Annotated in this window: 16 protein-coding genes; 14 read left to right on the top strand and 2 right to left on the bottom strand. The window is 61.2% G+C overall.

Annotated elements, in window-relative coordinates; all coding sequences use genetic code 11:
* Positions 1-45: 45 nt before the first annotated feature.
* The 13 genes from QYH43_RS09810 (at position 46) to QYH43_RS09750 (ending at position 17456) form a co-directional block, all read left to right on the top strand.
* Entirely contained in the window at positions 46-1827 is a 1782-nt protein-coding gene (locus QYH43_RS09810; RefSeq protein WP_095151358.1) for an ABC transporter ATP-binding protein, read from the top strand.
* Positions 1820-3688 carry an ABC transporter ATP-binding protein gene (locus tag QYH43_RS09805; protein WP_095057696.1) on the top strand — a complete coding sequence of 623 codons (1869 nt, stop codon included), beginning with the start codon at positions 1820-1822 and terminating at the stop codon, positions 3686-3688. The genes QYH43_RS09810 and QYH43_RS09805 overlap by 8 nt, the downstream gene beginning before the upstream one ends.
* A gap of 368 nt (positions 3689-4056) precedes the next feature.
* Positions 4057-5217, top strand: coding sequence for an LLM class flavin-dependent oxidoreductase (locus tag QYH43_RS09800; protein ID WP_301156947.1), 1161 nt, complete (start codon positions 4057-4059; stop codon positions 5215-5217).
* A gap of 20 nt (positions 5218-5237) precedes the next feature.
* Positions 5238-6290 carry an ABC transporter substrate-binding protein gene (locus QYH43_RS09795; protein WP_095151361.1) on the top strand — a complete coding sequence of 351 codons (1053 nt, stop codon included), beginning with the start codon at positions 5238-5240 and terminating at the stop codon, positions 6288-6290.
* 36 nt (positions 6291-6326) lie between these two features.
* Positions 6327-7385, top strand: a complete 1059-nt coding sequence (locus tag QYH43_RS09790; RefSeq protein ID WP_095057693.1) for an ABC transporter substrate-binding protein — start codon at positions 6327-6329, stop codon at positions 7383-7385.
* A 374-nt stretch (positions 7386-7759) separates the two neighbouring features.
* Positions 7760-10030, top strand: a complete 2271-nt coding sequence (locus QYH43_RS09785; protein WP_095057692.1) for a TonB-dependent receptor — start codon at positions 7760-7762, stop codon at positions 10028-10030.
* A gap of 317 nt (positions 10031-10347) precedes the next feature.
* Complete coding sequence (locus tag QYH43_RS09780) at positions 10348-12810, top strand: TonB-dependent siderophore receptor (protein WP_301156946.1); 2463 nt, start codon at positions 10348-10350, stop codon at positions 12808-12810.
* Between the two features lie 225 nt (positions 12811-13035).
* On the top strand, positions 13036-13797 hold the full coding sequence (locus QYH43_RS09775) for an ABC transporter permease (protein ID WP_095057690.1): 762 nt from the start codon (positions 13036-13038) through the stop codon (positions 13795-13797).
* Between the two features lie 9 nt (positions 13798-13806).
* Positions 13807-14568: an ABC transporter permease gene (locus QYH43_RS09770; protein WP_095151365.1), complete on the top strand. Its 762-nt coding sequence runs from the start codon at positions 13807-13809 to the stop codon at positions 14566-14568.
* Positions 14569-14579: 11 nt separating this feature from the next.
* Entirely contained in the window at positions 14580-15374 is a 795-nt protein-coding gene (locus QYH43_RS09765; RefSeq protein ID WP_301156945.1) for an ABC transporter ATP-binding protein, read from the top strand.
* Between the two features lie 57 nt (positions 15375-15431).
* Complete coding sequence (locus QYH43_RS09760; protein WP_301156944.1) at positions 15432-16244, top strand: energy transducer TonB; 813 nt, start codon at positions 15432-15434, stop codon at positions 16242-16244.
* 86 nt (positions 16245-16330) lie between these two features.
* Positions 16331-17053: a MotA/TolQ/ExbB proton channel family protein gene (locus tag QYH43_RS09755; RefSeq protein WP_095057686.1), complete on the top strand. Its 723-nt coding sequence runs from the start codon at positions 16331-16333 to the stop codon at positions 17051-17053.
* Position 17054: 1 nt separating this feature from the next.
* A complete protein-coding gene (locus tag QYH43_RS09750) occupies positions 17055-17456 on the top strand; it encodes a biopolymer transporter ExbD (RefSeq protein ID WP_301156943.1) in 402 nt (133 codons plus the stop codon).
* Positions 17457-17596: 140 nt separating this feature from the next.
* Here QYH43_RS09750 and hpaC read toward each other — a convergent pair whose 3' ends face one another.
* Positions 17597-18109, bottom strand: a complete 513-nt coding sequence (hpaC, locus tag QYH43_RS09745) for a 4-hydroxyphenylacetate 3-monooxygenase, reductase component (protein WP_095057684.1) — start codon at positions 18107-18109, stop codon at positions 17597-17599.
* A gap of 260 nt (positions 18110-18369) precedes the next feature.
* Between hpaC and QYH43_RS09740 the strand changes: the two genes are divergently transcribed.
* Positions 18370-18999, top strand: a complete 630-nt coding sequence (locus QYH43_RS09740) for a response regulator transcription factor (protein WP_095057683.1) — start codon at positions 18370-18372, stop codon at positions 18997-18999.
* Positions 19000-19092: 93 nt separating this feature from the next.
* Here the strand turns inward: QYH43_RS09740 and feaR are convergent, their stop codons facing one another.
* Positions 19093-20013, bottom strand: a complete 921-nt coding sequence (gene feaR / locus QYH43_RS09735; RefSeq protein ID WP_095056729.1) for a transcriptional regulator FeaR — start codon at positions 20011-20013, stop codon at positions 19093-19095.
* Positions 20014-20144: the final 131 nt, after the last annotated feature.

Genomic DNA, 20144 nt, shown 5'->3' with positions numbered 1-20144 from the left:
CTCCTACAGGTGCGTGCGGTGCGGCACTTATCACAGAGCAATTACATGATCGAAAAACACCCTCTATTGCGCAGCCTGGCGATTTACCGGGAGATGCCCTGGCGCTTCGCACTGGTAGCGGCGCTGTTCATTGCAGCGAACCTCGGATTGGTCTGGCAGCAATGGCTGATCGGGCACGCGGTGAACGATGTCAGCGCCGGTCGCGCGGTGATCCGGCATGCCGATGGCAGCCTGGATGCCAGCCTCGGCTGGTACTGGCTGTGGCTGATGCTCGCCGTGGCGCTCGGCCGTGGCGTTTTGCAATACGCCGCCAGCGTGTTGTCGCTGGTCCTCAGCCAGGAACTGCTGACGCGTCTGCGCGAACGCATCCTGCAACAGGTACAAACGCTGCACCTGGGTTATCACTGGCAACACGGTATGGGCGAGATGATTACGCGCACCACCCGCGATGCCGACAAGGTTCGCGATGCGCTCATCAGCTTCTGGCGGCAGGTCGTGGAAACGCCACTGGTGGTGCTGGCAGCTGTCGGCCTGCTGGGTTGGTACAACCCGCTACTGGGTCTGGTTCCGTTGCTGCTGACCGTGTTCGGCCTATGGATTTTCGTGCGCCAGACCGAACGACTGGTCAGTCTCGATCGAGCCGTTGGCGAAGCCTATGACCGGGTCAATCAAGACCTCAGCGAGGGCATCAGCGGCGTGCGCGTGATCAAGTCGTTTGGCCTGGAACACAGCCGCAGTCAGCGCTTCGCCGCACAAGTGGCGGTGTTCGCCGACCACGCCCGTCAAGCCCTTGCCTATTCCAGCTCGCGTATCCCCCTGCCCCAGGCAGTCGTTGCATTGGGCCACGTGTGGATTCTGATTTACGGCGCTCATCTGGTGGCAACCGGCCAACTAGGAATCGGTGAATTGGTCACCTCCCTGTTGATCGCCACCACCCTGGTGTTTCGCATCGAAGGTATCGGCCGCGTCATGCAGACATTCGCCGATGCCCGTTCCAGCGCCGAGCGCATCTGGCAACTGTTGGACGAACCGGCCGCGATTCGAAGTGGTGACAACAGCCTGCCCGATTCGCCGCTGGGGTTGAAATTGGAGCACGTCAGCGTCAGCGCTCCGGGTGGTGGGCTTGAGATTCTGCGTCACTGCTCGCTGACGTTGCAGCCCGGAGAGATCGTCGCTCTGGTGGGTGCGACCGGCACCGGTAAAAGCCTTTTGGCCAGCCTGTTGCCGCGTTTGAGCGATATCAGTTCCGGTCGTTTACTGATCGGTTCGGACAGTGCGGGCTGGCAGGACATTCGTCAGTTGAACCTGGACGAATTGAGACGCCGGGTGCATGTGGTGCCGCAAGAAAGCTTTTTATTTTCCGACACGCTCGCGGCCAACCTGCGCCTGACAGCGCCACACGCCAGCGACCAACAGTTGCGTCACGGCTTGAGCCTGGCGGCTGCTGAAGACGTACTTGAACGTCTGCCCCAAGGTTTGGCCACGCCGCTCGGTGATCGTGGCGTGACGCTTTCTGGAGGTCAGCGCCAGCGCTTGAGCCTGGCCCGAGCGCTGCTCGGCGAGCCGGATATCCTGTGCCTGGACGATGCCACCAGTGCGCTGGATGCGATCAGCGAACGCCAGGTACTGAACAACATTCGTCAGCTGCGCCGTGATCAAGGCCGGGCCACCACCTTGCTGGTGATCTCCAGCAAGCTCTCGACCATCCTCTTGGCGGACCGCGTGCTGATGCTCCAGGACGGCCGGATCGCCGCCAGCGGCACCCATGCTGAACTCTTGAAGACCCATCCGGATTACCGCGACCTGCTAGGGATCGATCATGGCTAACCCAATCGCCGGCAAAGCCTTGAGCGATATCGAAATTGAAGAAATGCTGGCCAAAAAAGCCCTCGACCGCAGCATGTTCAGTCGGCTGCTACCGCTGCTGAAACCGATTCGCCGACACATTGTCGGCGTCATCGGCATCGAGCTGCTGCTGGTATTCACGGTGTTCCTGCGCCCCTGGTTCGTCCGTGAATTGCTCGACCGAGGGCTGATTCAACACAACGATCACTGGTTGCTCGATGAGCGACTCGTACTCTGGCTTGGCCTGGGATTGGCGGCCAGTTGGCTCGGGCGCTTTCTACTCGCGGGGGTTTCGCAGTTCGTGGCCGGTAGTGCGGCGATCCGGGTGTTGAATGACCTGCGGGTTCGGGTGTTTGCGCATGTCCAGAGCCTGAGCGTCAGCTATTTCGACCGGACCAAGGCCGGACGGATCATTTCCCGTGTCGACCGGGATGTCGATGCCCTCGAACCGTTGCTGATCCAGGGACCACCCGAGTTGTTGGGCGCTTTGCTGCGTTGCGCACTGGCGTCAGTGATGTTGTGGCGAATCGATCCACGGTTCTTTCTGAGCCTCGCTGCCACGGTGCCTTTGCTGGTGCTGGCGACCTGGAGTTTCAAACGCATCTCCCAGCGCAACTGGGCCAAGGTCGCGGAGAACCGCAGCCGCTTCACCGCGCATCTGGTGGAGAGTGTGAGCGGAGCGCGCATGTTGCAGCAGTGTGCCCAGCAAGCCCCGAACCTGCGGCGCTATCGCGGTCTGCTGGATGACTTCAATCAGGCGCTGATCCGCGGCAGCCTGCGGTCCGGCTGGTTCGCACCCTTTACCGCCCTACTCAGCTCGGCTGGCATGGCAGTGCTGTTGCTGGTGGGCGCTTACGGTCTGGCGCAGGCGGATGTGACCGTGGGCCAGATCGCGGAGAGTCTGTTTTATGTATTCCTGTTCCTCGGGCCATTGCAGGAGCTGTCGGACCTGTTCGAACGCTATGCCACGGGTTCGGCTTCGGCACAGCGAATCTTCCTGTTGCTCGACACGCGTGCGGAAATCAACGACAACGCTACACCGCAGCGCGTGGGCAAAGCTCGAGGTGAAGTGAGTTTTGAACGAGTGCGGTTCAGTTACGATGCCAGCAGTGCGTCGCCGGTGATCAACGATCTTGACCTGCACATTCCTGCCGGTGAGGTGCTGGCGATTGTCGGCCCCTCGGGTCATGGCAAGAGCACGCTGGTGCAGTTGCTCACGCGCTTCTATGAAGTGCAGTCGGGCGCAGTCAGGCTGGATGGCATTGATGTTCGCAACCTGACCCAACATGAACTGCGGCGTAACGTCGGCGTGGTCCTGCAAGACAATGTGTTGTTCAGCGGCAGCATCCTCGACAACCTGCGTCTGGCATCGCCCCATGCCGATGACGCGAGTCTGATTGCCGCAGCCCGGGAACTGGGCGCGGACGAAGTGCTGGAGCGTTTGCCACACCAATACCAGACCGAAGTCGGGCCACTGGGTGGGCACTTGAGTCATGGGCAACGGCAATTGGTCTGCCTGGTGCGCGCCTACCTTGCAGACCCGGCGGTGCTCGTTCTGGACGAAGCGACCTCTGCCGTCGACATCCATACCGAGCGTCGGATCCAGCGAGCGTTTCGCCGACTCTGCGAAGGTCGCACCGCCATCATCATCGCCCATCGCCTGGCCACCATCCGCGATGCCGACCGTATCGCGGTCATTCGTCAGGGGCGCCTGGTCGAACAAGGCCCTCACAGCCAATTGATCGATCAGGGCGGTGCTTATGCGGCGCTGTACCAGACGTACCTTCGCAGTGCCGAAGCCGGTTCGTCCATTGATGAGATCGTCGCCACAGCATCAGCGTGATTGAGGTCGCCATCGCCAGCAAGCCGGCTCCTACAAAATCGGGTTCACAACGCGGACTTGTAGGAGCTGGCTTGCCGGCGATGGCGCCCTCAAGATCGCATAAATTCCAGTGGCCTCATCGCCAGCAAGCCGGCTCCTACAGATGCACGGGCGATTAACATTGCTTGTTGCACCCTGAACACCCATTGCTGACGGGCTGCTGCTACAGCAGCACCGTCGCCTGCCTTCCCTCCGGGATTCCCCGCCAAACGTCCGGCCCTACTGGCCAGAACCCCCGCTTTTCGACCATGGCATGTCCGTTGCAATCACCCCCACAAGACGTCCTCGCACCTGCGCGAGGCAACGGGTAATTGAATCAGGAGCACCCCATGAGCACTGAATTTTTCTGGCGCCTGCCGCTGGGCACCGATGGTCCGCAACTGACCACCGACAAACACAACCGCGGCAACCCGCACTATCGCCCCGGCAACATCGCACCCGGGCGCCTGCCAAACGGTGAACCGGATGACTTCACCTACATCGATTACATCGCCCAAGTCGCCAAGGCCGCCGAACTGGCCGGTTTCGAAGGCGCCTTGTTGCCTACCGGCCCCGAGCCATGGATCGCCGCAGCCGCCCTCGCCCGGGAAACCCGACGCATCAAATTCCTGATCGCGTTCCAGGCCACCTGGACCTTGCCGGCCTATGCCGCGCAACAAGCGGCTATCTTGCAGAACCTCAGCCGCGGTCGCCTGGAGTGGAACATCATCACCGGCGGCAACCCAGCCAGTCAGCGGGCCAATGGCGACTTCCTGGAACATGACCTGCGCTACAAACGTACCGGCGAATTCCTCGACATCATCCAGGGGCTTTGGCAGAACGAGCGTTTCTCCTACGACGGCGATATCTATCAGCTGGAGAACGGCGCCCTGCCCCACGGTCTGCAAAATGAGCGCAAACCCGGGGTGTATTTTTCCGGTTTCTCCGACGCAGCCCTCGACGTGGCCGCCAAACATGCCGACGTCTACCTGAACTGGGCGGAGCCCATCGACAAGCTCAAGCCGCACATCGAACGCGTGCGTGAACTGGCAGACAAACAGGGTCGCAGCGTGCGCTTCGGCCTGCGGGTAGACCTGTTCGCCCGGGAAACCGAAGAGTTGGCGTGGAAAGATTTGCGTCGCCAGTTCGACAGGCTCGAAGGCAAGAGCAGCGCGGTGGCCAAGGGTTTCACCAGTGGATCCGATTCGGTCGGTGGCGCACGCCAGACCGCCTACCACCAGAACATCGACCGCTTCGACGACCTGATCATCGGACCGAACCTGTGGGCCGGTTTCGCCAAGGCCAAACCGGGTCCGACCGTGGGTCTGGTGGGCAGTCACGAGAACATCGCCGAACGCCTGGTGGAGTACCGCGACGCCGGCTTCTCGACCTTTATCCTCGCCGGCAACCCCCACTTGGAAGAAGCCCTGCGTATCGGCCAGGAAGTCCTGCCGCTGGTGCACCAACGCCCTGCCGTCCAAACGGCATCTCAATTGAAAGCCAGCGCCTGAGCGCTGCGGGAGAAACACTGATGACTCAACCCCTCGACACGCTGTGGTACACCCGTTGCCCGGTCCCTACCGGGCTGGGCATTGCCGTGCAAAAAGGCTGGCTGCAAGACACCGTCGGCGCGCTGGGCACGCAAGTCCAGTCACTGCGCGAATCCAGCGACCAGGCCGTGCGTGAGTCGCATTTCGACCATACCCTGCGCAACTCGGTACGCCACGGTGGCAACATCCCGGCAATCTGGGCCCGTGCCCAAGGCCGTGAGACGCGGGTCATCGGCCTGTCGTGGGCCGACGAAGTGCAATTGATCCTGACCCGCCCCGACAGCGGCATCAACACCGTCAAGGACCTCAAGGGACGCCGTTTCGGCTTGCCTGACTGGGCCGGCGCGCAGATCGACTTCACCCGTGCCCAGGCCCTGCGCGGCCTGGAAAACGCCCTGAAACTCGAAGGCCTGCAGGTCGGCGATGTGCAACTGGTGAATTTCCAGTACGCCGGCACCTTCAGCGACCCGCAGGTGAGCACCGTCAACGGCACGCCGGTCAGCACCCAACGTGTCGAAGGTCGCAACCTTGAGTTGGTCGGCTTGTTGCGAGGTGAAGTCGACGCGATCTTCCTCAAGGGCGCCAGCGCCGCCCGGCACGCCCATGAATTCGGCCTGCACACGGTCATCGACACCGGCTCGCACCCCGAACCACTGATCCGTAGCAACAACGGCACCCCGCGCACCCTGGCGGTGGACCTGAACCTGCTGGACCAGCATTTCGATGTCGCCACCGGGATTCTCGATTCCGTGCGGCGCGCCGAACACTGGGCCCACAAAAATCCGCAGGACACCCGCCGCTACCTCGCCCACGAAACCAACAGCAGTGAGTATTGGGTCAGCGCCGCGTATGGCGACGACGCTCACCTGCGCCTGCGCACTGAACTGGATGAACAGGCGATCGACGCCTTGCAGGACTTCACCCACTTCCTGCATCGCTGGCGCTTCATCCCGAAAAGCTTCGACGTGCGCGACTGGATCGATCGTCGACCGCTGGATGCGTTGCTGCAAACACCCACCGCACTGGCCGGATAACCCGCCAGGTTTCATGGATTCGAACTGAAGGCCTTTATGAGCAAGCCACTCGATACGCTTTGGTACACCCATAGCCCTGTTCCCACGGGGCTTGGCATCGCCGTGCAGTCCGGTCGACTGGCGGAAGCCTTTCTGCCGTTCGGCACCAACATCCAATCCCTGCGCGAGTCCAGCGAGCGGGAAGTTCGCGAAGCCCATTACGACCATCACCTGAAAAACTCGGTGCGTCATGGCGGCAATATCCCGGCCATCTGGGCCTATGCCAGCGGCGTACAAACCCGGGTACTGGGGCTGTCCTGGAGTGACGAGGTGCAGTTGATCCTGACCACCGAGGAAAGCGGAATCAAGAGCATTCGCGACCTGAAAAACCGTCGTTTCGGCCTGCCGAAATGGGCCAACGTGCAGATTGACTTCACCCGTGCCCAAGCCCTGCGCGGCCTGGAAAACGCCCTTAAGCTCGAAGGCCTGACAGTGGCCGACGTCGAACTGGTGGACTACCCCTATGGCGGGACCTACAGCGACGATCAGAAGCAGCATGTCTATGGTTCGGAAGTCAGCCTGGAAGTCACCCGCGTCAGCAAGCGCAACAATGAGCTGATCGGTTTGCTGCGCGGTGACATCGACGCGATTTTTCTCAAGGGCGCGCATGCGGTGCACCTGGCCCATGAGTTCGGCTTGCAGGTGGTGGTCGATACCGGCTCCCATCCGGACCCGCTGATTCGCTCGAACAACGGCACGCCCCGAACCCTGACCGTGGACACCCATTTGCTGCACGAGCATTTCGACGCCAGCGTGAAAATCGTCGATACCGTGCTGCGCACCGAGCAATGGGCCTGGGCCAATCCGGATGAAACCCGACGCTTCCTGGCCCGTGAACTGAACACCAGTGAGTATTGGGTAGCCGCCGCCTACGGTGAAGACGCCCATCGGCGCTTGCGCACCACGCTGGATTCGCGCTCCATCGAAGCGTTGCAGGATTTCACCGATTTCCTGCATCGCTGGGATTTCATCCCGCGACGATTCGATGTGCGCGACTGGATCGATTTCAGCGTGCTGGAAAATGTCATTGGCTCCACTTCCCGCCTGGCGGTTTGAGTGCCTCATCGCCTGTAATACCGCCATCGCCGGCAAGCCGGCTCCTACATGGTTTGCGCACGACCGGTAGGAGCCGGCTTGCTGGCGATGGCGTCCCCACGGCCAATGAATTGCTGGCCAGGCAACACTCTTTCCTGCGACGCCTGCTGCTCCAGCAACACCCACCAAACAACTTTCTGCTGAATAGCTGACAGGCTCTTGAACTCGCCCGCAGCCTAACTAAAAAAACGCTGGAAAATCTCCACAAACACAACTTTCAATAACAACATAACCCTTTAAATACAGTCACTTAACAAAACAAAATCACTCGTAAAACCTCTTGGCACGATCTCTGCTCTACCCCTACTAGCGAAACTTTATTGGGGGAAATATAAATGCATAAACTTAATCCGATCACCAAGAGTATCTGGCTAACCTTGTTGCTGGCCGGGGGCGGCGTCAGCGAGGGATTGCTGGCAGCAGAAGCCACAGAAGTGGACAGCCAGAAAACCGCAACCGAGCCTTCGCTCAAGACCGTGACCGTCACCGCCCAACACAAGGAAGAAACCCTGCAGGAAGTGCCGGTGGCCGTCTCCGCGGTACAAGGCACCAGCCTGGTGGCCGACGGCGTGCGCAACATGGGCGACATCACCACTTTCGTGCCCAACGCCTCGGCAAAAAACCCGGACGGCGATGGCCGGCCACGTTGGTACATCCGTGGTCTCGGCACCGGGGATACCGGCGCTGCAACGGTTTTCCCCGTGGGGATCTACGCCGATGACGTCTATCTGAACGCGCCCATTGCCGGCGGTGGGCCGCTGTTCGACCTGGAACGCATCGAAATCCTGCGAGGTCCGCAAGGCACGCTGTACGGCAAGAACACCACGGCCGGTGCGGTGAATGTCATCTCCAAAAAACCGACCTTCGACACGGACGGTTTCGGCACGATTGGATTTGGCACCAAGAACGAACGCATCGTCAGCGGCGCTCTGGGGGGAGCGCTGGTGGATGAGAAGCTCGCGGCGCGGGTCTCGTTGTATTCCGAAGAGCGTGACGGCTTCCAGGAGAACCTGGTGGACGACAACACTTACGGCGACGTCAACAAGAAAGCCGTGCGCCTGCAGTTTCTGGCGCAGATAAATGATGATCTTGAGGCGCTGCTGAAGATCCACAGTCGCGAGTACAAAGGTGATGGCAGCAACGGCTCGCTAACCTTGGGCCGTTACTACAATGTGGGCTATGAAAGACCTAGCGGGCGCGATATCGCCATCAACGTGAATGAAGATTCCAAACTCAATCACGACGGCACTTCGCTGACCCTGAACTGGCAATTGGGCGATTACACCCTGACCTCGATCAGTGCCTATGACTACATTCGCGGGCAGTCCACCAGCGACGCCGACTACACACCTTATGAGGTCAACGGCGCGGCGAGTGCCGATAACAAATACGCGCAGTATTCCCAGGAACTGCGCCTGGCCTCGTCGCAGCAGGAAACCCTGCGCTGGTTGCTGGGTGCGCACTACTTCCACGAAGACCTCGACAGCTCCGCACAGCGCATTATCACACCCGGCCCGACGCCTAACGGCACCGGTTCGAATCAGACGCGCGGCGCCACTGCCTTCCGTGACTTGAGCTACGACCACACCACAGACAGTTATGCGTTGTTCGGCAACTTGACCTACGACTTCACCGATAACTTCTCCGTGACCGGCGGCCTGCGCTGGACCCAGGAAAAGAAAGACATCGATCTTGACCTGACCCAACTGACCCGCATCACTGCCAACGGCCCATTGGTGCCGCTGCCCGGTGTCGGTACCAACGGCAATCGTCAGGAGGACAAGACCTGGGAAGCCTGGACCTATGACCTGACGCCGGAATACCGGATCAACGACAACGTGCGGGTGTTCTTCCGGTATGCCCATGGCTTCCGTTCCGGTGGCTTCAACACCGGGCTGTCGACCAGCCTCGCGCAGTTGACCACGGTCGATCCGGAACAGCTCGATGCCTATGAGCTGGGCCTGAAATCCGAATGGTTCGATCATCGCCTGACGGCCAACGCCAACATCTTCTACTACGACTATTCGGACATCCAGGTGAACCTGTTGACGGTCAACAACGGGGTGCTGACCACCGCGTTGACCAACGGCGCCAAGGGCACGGTCAAGGGCGCAGAGCTTGAGCTCGAGGCGCAACCGACGGAATACCTGCACTTGCGTGCGGCGGTGTCCTTCCTCGACACCGAGTACACCGACTTCAAGAACACCAACCCCAACACAGGTGCAGTCACCGGCGACTACAGCGGCAACAGCTTCGTGCGCTCGCCGCGTAACGTGGTGGCGCTGGGTGGCGACTACACCTTCCCGCTGGAGATCGGTGGCAAGCTGGTGGCCGGCGGCGACGTGAGTTTCCGCGACAAGGAATACTTCCTCGCCGATCGCCAAAGCAGCGTCGACAAGACCCTGACTCAACCGCATTACACCCTGGCCAACACCCGCCTGACCTGGTTCAGCCCGGATGAGAAGCTCAGCGTCACCGGTTTCGTCAACAACGTCACCGACCGTCGCTATCAGGTCCATGGCCGTCCAAACGGCACCGTTGGTCAATACGTCATCACCTACGGCGACCCACGCACCGTTGGCCTGAGCGTGACCAGCCGCTTCTGATCCCTGTAGGAGCCGGCTTGCCGGCGATTAGGCCCCCAGCCTTGCATCGCCATGGAGGCCGCCATCGCCAGCAAGCCGGCTCCTACAGAAAACATGTCGATTTCCGGGCCGCCGGTATCCACGCAAAACCCATCGATTTCCGGGCCGCCGGTATCCATTCAAACAATCGATTTCCGGTCCTCCGGAACCACACAAAACCCTGTAGGAGCCGGCTTGCCGGCGATGAGGCCCACAGACCTTGCATCGCTCTGACGGCCGCCATCGCTGGCAAGCCAGCGCCTACAAGGGGTCTTCATACGTCTGGAAGGAATTTACCCATGTTCCATCACACCCCGCTGGCCGGCGCTATCGCGCTGGTCGTTGGCAGCTTTGCCATACCCGTCGTTGCTGCCGAAACCCAACCCGCCGCAAGCAGCGAACACCTGGACACCGTGGTAGTACTCGGCACGCGGCGCAGTGATGTCACCGCTCTGGAAAGCGCCGCACCGATTGATGTGCTCACCAGCAAACAACTTGAAGAAACCGGTGCCAGTGACCTGTCCGGCGCCCTCACCGCCCTGTCGCCTTCGTTCACCTACCCGCAATCGCCGCAAGGTGCATTTGCCGGCTCCATCGCCCAAGGCGCATCGCTGCGCGGCCTGGCTTCCGACCAGGTGTTGGTGCTGGTCAACGGCAAGCGCCGTCATACCAGCGCCAACGTCACTCGCCAAAGCCTGGTGAATGGGCGTGGTGCGGCTGCCGTCGATTTGAGCCTGATCCCCCTGAGTTCAATCCAGCGCGTGGAGATCCTGCGTGACGGCGCTGCGGCCCAGTACGGCTCCGACGCCATCGCCGGGGTGATCAACATCGTGCTCAAGGAGAAAGACGACGGCGGCAACCTCGGCTATCGCTTCGGCGGCTACGACAAGGGCGATGGCATCCAGCGCAAACTCAGTGGCTGGAAAGGCCTGGCCCTGCCCAACGACGGCTTCCTGACCCTGAGTTTCGACGCTGGCAGCCAGGACCCGGCCAGCGACACCAACCCGGACAACCGGATCTTTTATCCCGGTTCCACCAGCATCAACACACCCCGCGAGCAGAACAACCGCTACCGCACCTGGCGCTGGGGCTCGGGCAATGTGTCGGACCAATACAACTTCGCCGCCAACAGTGAAGTCGGCATTGGCGACGGCCTGACCGCCTACGGGTTCGCCACCTACTCGCATAAAAACACCGATGCCGAAGGCTTCTTCGACCCGCCCACGACGCTGCGCAACAACTACGGCAGCACCGCGTTGCAGCGCTACCCGGACGGCCGCCTGCCGGTCACCCGCTACTCGCTCGAAGACTATGCGTTGACCGGTGGCGTACGCTACGAAACCGAACAACTGGGCAAGTTCGACTTCGCCATCAACCACGGCGACAACACCCTGGATTCCACCGACCGCAACGCCATCAACCCCAGCTGGGGCGTCACCAGCCCGGAGAAAATCTACACCGGTGAACGTGAGGCCGATCAGACCAACGCGACCCTGGACTGGGTGCGGGACTTCCCCACCGACCTGTTGTTCAAACCCCTGACCCTCTCCGCCGGCCTGGCCTGGCGCGAGGAGAACTACGAGCTCAGCGCGGGCGAAGCCGCAGGTTGGCAGAACGGGCCGCTGTTCAACACCGTCGACCCGATCACCCGTCGCCGCATTCCGGGTTACTACTCGGGCATTACCCAGGTCGACGCCGCGTCACTGGACCGCAATGTACTGGGCGCCTACGTCGATATCGAAGGTCAGGTCACCGAGAAATTCCAGGCCGGCGTCGCGGTGCGTACCGAGCACTACTCGGACTTCGGCGACACCACCAACGGCAAACTGTCGCTGCGATATGACTTCACCCCGCAGATTGCCGCCAGGGCCACTGCCAGCACCGGCTATCGCGCGCCGTCACTGGTGCAGAGCGGCTTGTCCTCGTTCAGCGTGCAGGTGGTCGAGCAACCGCCCGGCAGTGGCAATTACGTCGAGGTGCAGCAACGCACGCTGCGCGCCGACAGCCCGGAAGCCGCGTTGTTGGGCGGTACCTCGCTGAAGCCGGAAGAGTCCACCAGCTACTCGCTGGGCCTGGTCTGGCGCCCGCTGGCCAACGCGTCGGTGACGCTGGATGCCTACCGTATCGATATCGACAACCGCATCACCCTGTCCGACCAGTTGCCCGCATCGGTGGTCTCGCCGATTTTCGCCGGCACGCCTTACTCGAACATTCAGAGTGCCGCGTTCTACACCAACGTCGCCGACACCCGCACCGATGGTGTCGAACTGGCCGGCAACTATCAGCTGGACTTGCAGCAATTCGGACGCCTGAACCTCAACGCCGGCGTGAGCCAGAACAACACCAAAATCACCGCACTGCGTGATGTCGGCAACATCAAGGGCTCGCAGATTGTCGGGCGCACTACCCAGGGCCTGATCGAAGACGGCACGCCAGACTCCAAATTGATCCTCAGTGCCAACTGGCTGTATGAGGGTTGGGGCATAACCGTGGCTCAGCGCCGGTATGGCGAATGGAAAAGCCTCAACGCCACCAATCCGAACCTGGACCAGACCTATAGCCCGCAATGGGTAACCGACCTGGACCTGTCCTACACCTTCAACAAAACCCTGAAGGTTTCGCTGGGCGCGATCAACCTGTTCGACACCCACCCGGACAAGGCTGACGGTACGCAGTTGTATGGCGTACCGAAGTACTCGATCACCAGCCCTGAGGGTGCCCAGGGCGCGTTCTACTACACCAGCGTCAGTTACGACTTCTGACGAAACTGCTGGCGAGGTGTTGCTGGGGCAGCAACGACTGCTGATGAAGCACCATTGCCATTGTAGGAGCCGGCTTGCTGGCGATGGCGGACCGCACGATTTGTGGTGTTTGCACCGCAGCTATCGCCAGCAAGCCGGCTCCTGCAAGGATGTATTGCCTGACCCGTCGCGGCTGGCACAGCTCTTGCGATACCCCTTCGGTACTTCGCCGAAATAAGACCTGCCATGCGTACCCAACGTCTGTTGTCCTCCCTGACCTGGCTCATCTCCCCTGCTGCTCTGCTGTTGCTGTGGGCAGTGGTGGCCGAGGCCGGAATTTTCCCGCGCAACCTGCTGGTCCCTCCTGCACAGGTATGGCAAACCTTCAAAGACCTGTCGGTCAGTGGCGAGTTGCTCGAACACCTGCTCAACAGCCTGTCGCGCCTTGGACTGGGATTCGCTATCGGCTCGTTGTCAGGCCTGGCTTTCGGGGTGCTGATGGCCCTCTCGAAAAACGTCGAGAACTACTGCTCGCCGTTGTTCCATACCCTGCGCCAGATTCCCAGCATCGCCTTGATCCCAATGTTCGTGCTGCTGTTCGGTATCGATGAAACCTTCAAGATCATCATCGTCGCCAAAACCGCCTTCTTCCCGGTGGCACTGGCTGCCAGCGAAGGCGTCAAAGCCATTCCGCGCAGCTACTTCGAGGTGGCTGACGTGTATCGACTGCGCTGGCCGACGTTCGTCCGCGAGATTGCCTTGCCTGCCGCCGCGCCACCGATCATCACCGGATTCCGTATCAGCCTCACCCGTGCCTGGGTGGTGTTGGTGGCCACCGAGTTGCTCGCCGCCGACAGTGGCCTGGGGCAGATGATTGAAATGAGCCGGCAAATGCTACGCATCGATGTGGTGATGGTCGGTGTGGTCGTTACGGGTGTGATCGGCTTCGTACTCGACTTCAGTTTTCGTCAACTCGAACAGCGGATGTTCCGCTGGCAGACTCGCTAGGAGCCGCTGATGTCTCGACTACTTGCCAATTCCCGCGGCTTGCTGCTGCCCCTGTTGTTGATCGGCGCCTGGGAGTATCTGTCACGCCAGGGCGCCGCCGGGGCTTACGCCTTTGTCCCGTTGTCAGCCATTGGCTCGGCCTTGATCGAACTGCTGGCCAATGGCGAGTTGTTGGTCAATCTGTTGGCCAGCCTGGCTCGCACCAGCACCGGTTTGGCCCTGGGCATCTTCTTCGGCGTGTTGCTGGGGGTGCTGATGGCGCTGTCAGCAGTGGCCAATCGGTTGATCGGGCCATTGTTCCATTCAATCCGACAGGTGCCGATGCTCGGCTGGATTCCGCTGATCGCCATGTGGTTCGGCAACGGCGAGTTCTCCAAGGTGTTGATCGTCAGTCTTGCCGCGTTCTACCCCATGGTCCTCAACACCTATCAGGGCTTCAGCCATGTCGAGGTGCGATACCGCGAAGTCGGTCAGGTGCTGGTGCTGACCCGGTGGCAACGCTTGCGTCATGTGCTGTTGCCCGCAGCGCTGCCAAGCATTGCCACAGGTGTACTGCAAGCCCTTGCGTTTGCCTGGGTCACCGCCGTGGGCAGCGAATTGTTCCTGTCCTCCGGCGCTGGCCTGGGCAACCTGATGATGAACGCAGAAGCCGGTTCACGCATGGAAGTCATTGTCCTCAGCGTGTTGTGCATCGGGCTGTGCGGTTACCTGATGACCCTGCTATTCACCCTCCTGAGCCGCCAATTGCTGCGCTGGCGCAACATTCGTTGAAAGGCCACTCCATGAACGCTATTGCCCAACATGCCCCGCTACACAGCACTTCCTTGCAGTCCGGTGCGCTGCAGATCCGCGGCCTGAGCAAGGTTTACCGGATCGAAGGCAAGCCTCTGCCGGTGCTTGAAAACATCAACCTCGACGTGCGTCCCGGCGAGTTCGTCAGCATCGTCGGCGCCAGCGGTTGCGGCAAATCCACCCTGCTGCGTCTGATCGTCGGGCTGGAAGCCGACTATGCAGGCGACATGCTGCTCGACGGCAAACGGGTCGTGGCCACCAGCCTGGAGCGTGGCATCGTGTTTCAGGATCACCGCTTGTTTCCGTGGATGACCCTGAGCCAGAACATCGCCCTGGCGTTGAAAAACCATCCGCTGTCGCCTGCGGAAAAAAACCGGTTGGTGGCGGAACACATTGCGCTGGTGAATCTGGAAGGCTTTGAAAACGCCTACCCGCACCAGCTCTCCGGCGGCATGGCGCAACGCGCAGCCATTGCCCGCGCGCTGATCAACAAACCGAAAGTATTGCTGCTCGACGAACCGCTCGGCGCGCTCGATGCGTTGACCCGGATACGCCTGCAACACGAGTTGCAACGCATCTGGGTGCAGCAACGCTGCACCGTGATCATGGTCACCCACGACATCGAAGAAGCGCTGTACCTGGGTGACCGGGTGATCGTCATGGACGCCCACCCGGGACGGATCAAGCACGAAATCAGGGTTGACCTGCCCCATCCGCGGGATCGCGCTTCAACTGTGCTGCAAGGCTACAAGGAACAACTGCTGGAAGAACTCGTGGGGCATTAAGCACCGGACCGGTCCGTTGCAGCATGGAAAATACTGAAGATGCACAGGAGTAAACACATGGGCAATGTCCAAAGCCCCGCCAGTCTGCCGCAGGTATTCCAGGGTCCGGCCCTGGGTGAACTGCTGAACCTTGGCCGGGTATTTCGCGAGCCCCTGGCACTGTCACGCCTGCAACGCGCCCCGAAACGCGTGTTGCGTCGTCGGGAAGCGGTCCTGTTGGGGGCGCTGGCGCTGGTGCTGCATGGCGCGGTGATTGTCTGGGTCAACCAGGCGCCGCCGCTGGTCCTGCCGGTGGTGCCACCGGAAATACCGCCGATGACCATTGAATTTTCGCAACCGGCACCGCCCGTGGTGCAACCGCCACCCCCCCAGCCGGCACCGCAACCGGTGGTCGAGCCGCCACCGCCGGTGGAAGATGAACTGGCCGTCAAACCGCCACCGCCCAAGCCGATCCCCAAGCCCAAGCCTGTGGTCAAGCCCGCGCCCAAGCCGGTTGCCAAACCCGTCACGCCGCAGCCTCCCGCGCCTGTTGCACCACCACCGGTGGCCGCAGTGCCCGCACCCGCGGCGCCGCCTGCACCACAGCCCGTCACCCCGGCGTCGGCCAACGCCGGTTACCTGCACAACCCGGCACCGGAATATCCATCGCAGGCAATGCGTCGCGGTTGGGAAGGCACGGTGGTGTTGCGTGTGCATGTGTTGTCCAGCGGCAAGCCCGGTGAAATCCAGCTGCAGAAAAGCAGTGGCCGCGACTCGCTCGACACCGCCGCACTGGCCGCCGTGAAGCGCTGGAGTTTTGTGCCGGCCAAACAAGGCGACGTCGCCCAGGACGGTTGGGTCAGCGTGCCCATCGACTTCAAGATCAAGTAGCACCCCCCTGAACACCCAGGCAGCCGCGGGCCACCCCACAAAAGGAGCACCGCCACTCAAGCAACCGATATCAGAGAACACCGACCATGAACCTGCTCAGCTCGCCTTTTGAATCTATCGAACACGCCGTGATCTGGCTGTTGATCCTCTTCTCCATCGCCACTTGGGGCCTTGCGTTGCTCAAAGGGCTGCAGTTTGTGCGCCTGAAGGCCCAGGATCGAAAATTCCACAAGCAATTCTGGGCGGCCTCGAGCCTCGAGTCGGCAGCCGAGTACGCCAACAACCTGCCCGGCTCGGCGGCCCGCGTGGCCTTGGCCGGCTACAACGCCATCCAGTTCAGCGACAGCCCAGGCGCCGATCTGAGCCAGTCGATCAATCATCAGGACCGCCTTGAGCGCGCCTTGCGCCAGCAGATCGTGCGCGAGCGGCGCTCACTGGAAACCGGGCTGGCCATTCTCGCCAGCATCGGCAGCACCTCGCCCTTTATCGGCCTGTTCGGCACCGTTTGGGGAATCATGTCGGCGTTGAAAGGCATCAGTGCCGCGGGCTCGGCCAGCCTCGAAACGGTGGCCGGCCCGATCGGCGCCGCGCTGGTCGCGACCGGCGTGGGGATCGCCGTCGCCGTACCGGCCGTGCTGGTCTACAACTACTTTTTGCGTCGCCTGAAGTTGGCGGCGGCGGACCTGGACGACTTCGCCCATGACTTCTATAGCCTGGCGCAGAAACACGCCTTTCGCGTGTTGCTAAGCCCTGTGGCGGGCAAGTCCGGTGCCAGCAATGCTGGTCAGAAAGTCAAGGAGGCATCCTGAGATGGCGTTTTCTACCCAGGACAATGACGAGGTGCTCAGCGAAATCAACGTCACGCCGCTGGTGGACGTGATGTTGGTGCTGCTGGTTGTGTTCATCGTCACCGCGCCACTGCTGACCAATGCGATACCGATCAACCTGCCGAAAACCGAGTCGGTGGCGCCGGTCGAGCAAAAGGACCCGTTGGTGGTGAGCATCGATGACAAAGGCAAGTTGTTCATCAACAAGGACGAAGTGCAGCCTGACCTGCTTGAGACCAGCCTCAAGGCCGCCAAGGCCAAAGACGCCGAGGTCCGCGTGCAGTTGCAGGCTGACAACGGGGTGAACTATGGCGAAGTCGCACGGACGATGGCGTCCATCGAACGCGCGGGCATCACCAAGTTGTCGGTAATCACCGCAAAGTAACTGACCGCGGCCAAGGGCCTCATCGCCGGCAAGCCAGCTTCCACAGGATTCGGTGTGTACCCGTCCTCCGCCATCCACACATCCCTTGCAGGAGCCGGCTTGCCGGCGATGGCGGTTTCAAGCGCTGGAGGCTGCCGGGTTCAGCAATGTGCTCCGGCATGCTCAACGCGATGAAACAACCGGTTGAAATACACCAGGCTGTCACGCGGTTCGCGCACGCCCACTTTCGTCAGTTCCACGAACATCACCGAATGCGAACCCACTTCCTTGCACTCGCTGATCCGCCCTTCGAGCTGCACCAGAGCATCACGCAGCACCGGCACATCGGCGGCGCCGTCGTCCCACAGGTCCCAGGCGAAGCGTTCGTCCATCGGCACTTTGGTCATGCCGGCGAAATGACGCGCCAGCTCTTCCTGCTCGCCACACAGCACGTTGATGCACAGGTGGCCGTTGGTGCGGAACACGTCGTGGGTGGCGCTGTTGCGGTTGACGCACACCAGCACGGTGGGCGGCGAGTCGGTCACCGAGCACACGGCGCTGGCGGTGATGCCGCAACGACCGCCAGGGCCGTTGGTGGTGATGATGTTCACCGCAGCAGGCAGCTGCGCCATGGCGTTGCGAAAGTCGATTTGCTGCTGGCTCAGGTCGGCCATGTCGATGCCCCTTCCTTCAGGAGGACCGCTGTCTTGCGGCCCGTAGGTGATGGAACAAGACTAAGGCTGCGGACGCGGCGCAACTATTCTGACGATCCCCATGGTGAGGTTGGGTTTCCGCTAGTCGACTAGGTGGTTTCTTTATCGCAAGGGCCGGCCACAGTGGGTATTCTGCAGACTGGCTACAGAAAGTTGAGCCAATGCGTGCCGCACGCTCGCGTGCGAAAACAATAATTAGAAAAACATACGTGGCAGCCCCGATGGAAACCCGTAAACCGATTGTTTATATCGTTGACGACGACAAAGACCTGCGCACTTCCCTGGCGTGGTTGCTGGAGTCTGTCAGTGTGCAGGCGCAATGCTTTGCCGGCGCCGAAGAGTTCCTCAGCCAATACGACCCCAAGCAGCCCGCCTGCCTGGTGCTCGACGTGCGCATGCCGGAAACCAGCGGCTTTCAGTTGCAGGAAATCCTCAACCAGCGCGGCAGCACCTTGCCGACCATTTTCGTGTCTGCCCATGGCGACATTCCGATGTCGGTCGCGGCGATGAAAAACGGCGCGCTGGATTTCGTCGAGAAGCCCTACAACCCGCAGCAGATGATCGACCGCATCCAGGCCGCGCTGAAGACCGCCGTGCACGCCCAGGCGGATCAGCAACAGCGTCAGAACCTGCAAGGCAAGCTGGCGCTATTGACCAGCCGTGAGCGTGAAGTGTTGATGCTGGTGATCGATGGCAAGGCGAGCAAGGTGATTGCCCGCGAGCTGAACATCAGCGTGAAGACCGTTGACGTGCATCGCACCAAGATCAAGGAAAAGATGGGCGTGAGCAGCATCGCCATGCTGGTGCGCGAAGTGCTGCATTTGCCGGTGGATGAGCCGGTGCGGCATTGAGGGATTTGTGGCGGCCGTGAGGCCGCCATCGCTAGCAAGCTAGCTCCTACAGTGGTTTTGTGTTCGCTAGAGGTCCCTGTAGGAGCTGCGGTGTCAGATCTGACTGTAGCGCTTGCGATAAGCGCCCGGTGACACGCCGAAGCGCGATTTGAAGGCCGACGAGAAGTAGCTCGAATCCGAGAAACCCCAGGCATAACACAGTGCCGAGAGCTTCTGCTCGACATCGGCGCGGCGCAGGTTTTCGGCGCAGAAATCCAGGCGGCGGTGCTTGATGTATTGCGCCACCACCAACCCGCGCTTGGAGAACATCCGGTACAGGCCGCGCACGGATATCCCCACTTCACGGGCGATCAGCTCAGGGCACAGTTCTTCGTCGCTGAGGTGCGCATCGATGAAGGCGATGATCTTGCGAAATTGCCGCTCATGGGCGTCGGCACCACAGTCACGGGAGCTGATGCCCGGCAGCAACAGGCTGGCGAGCGCATCGAGTACCGCTTCGCTTTCCTGCATGTCCAGGCCTTCCTGCTGGCGGGTGTCCAGCACCAGCTTGTTGGCCATGGCCGCCAAGGGAGTATTGGCCGCGATGCGCGTGGCGCAATTGACCGCATTGAAATGCGACCCACGCTCGACCACCTGGCGCGGCAGAATCAATGACAGCTGCCGGCAATCGTCGTTGTAGATCATGTCGCTCGGACGGCTGGCGTCGATCAGGGCGATGTCGCCGCAGCCCAGTTGCGTGCGGTTGTCGCCCTGCTCCAGGTGCGAGCTGCCGCGCAACTGGAACACCGCGTAATAGTGGCCGTCGCTGCTAGTGCTGACGTCCTTGCTGGTGCGATACAAATGCACGTGCGCCATGTCGACCACACTCAGGTTGATCGCACCGCTGCGAAACTCCGCCAGTTCGCCATAGAAATCAGTATCCAGCGCCCGGGCATCGAAACGCCCACAGGCCTGGTTCACCTGGCTCAACCAACTTTCGAACGCCTCGTTGCGCACCGTCGATGCTGTAATCATGTCCGCAAAGCCTCACGTTTTTGTTGTTATTTTTCGACCGCTTCATCGAGCGGTTCGTCAAAACGGTTATTTCTGTAGCCATCTCCTCCCTCGACGGCCGCCGGGCGCCCATTCAACAGGCTCCGGCCCAA

Source organism: Pseudomonas sp. C32, assembly GCF_030417915.1.
Classification (GTDB): domain Bacteria; phylum Pseudomonadota; class Gammaproteobacteria; order Pseudomonadales; family Pseudomonadaceae; genus Aquipseudomonas.
Note: the sequence above shows the minus strand (reverse complement) of the source record. Positions and strands in the feature narration are given on the sequence as shown.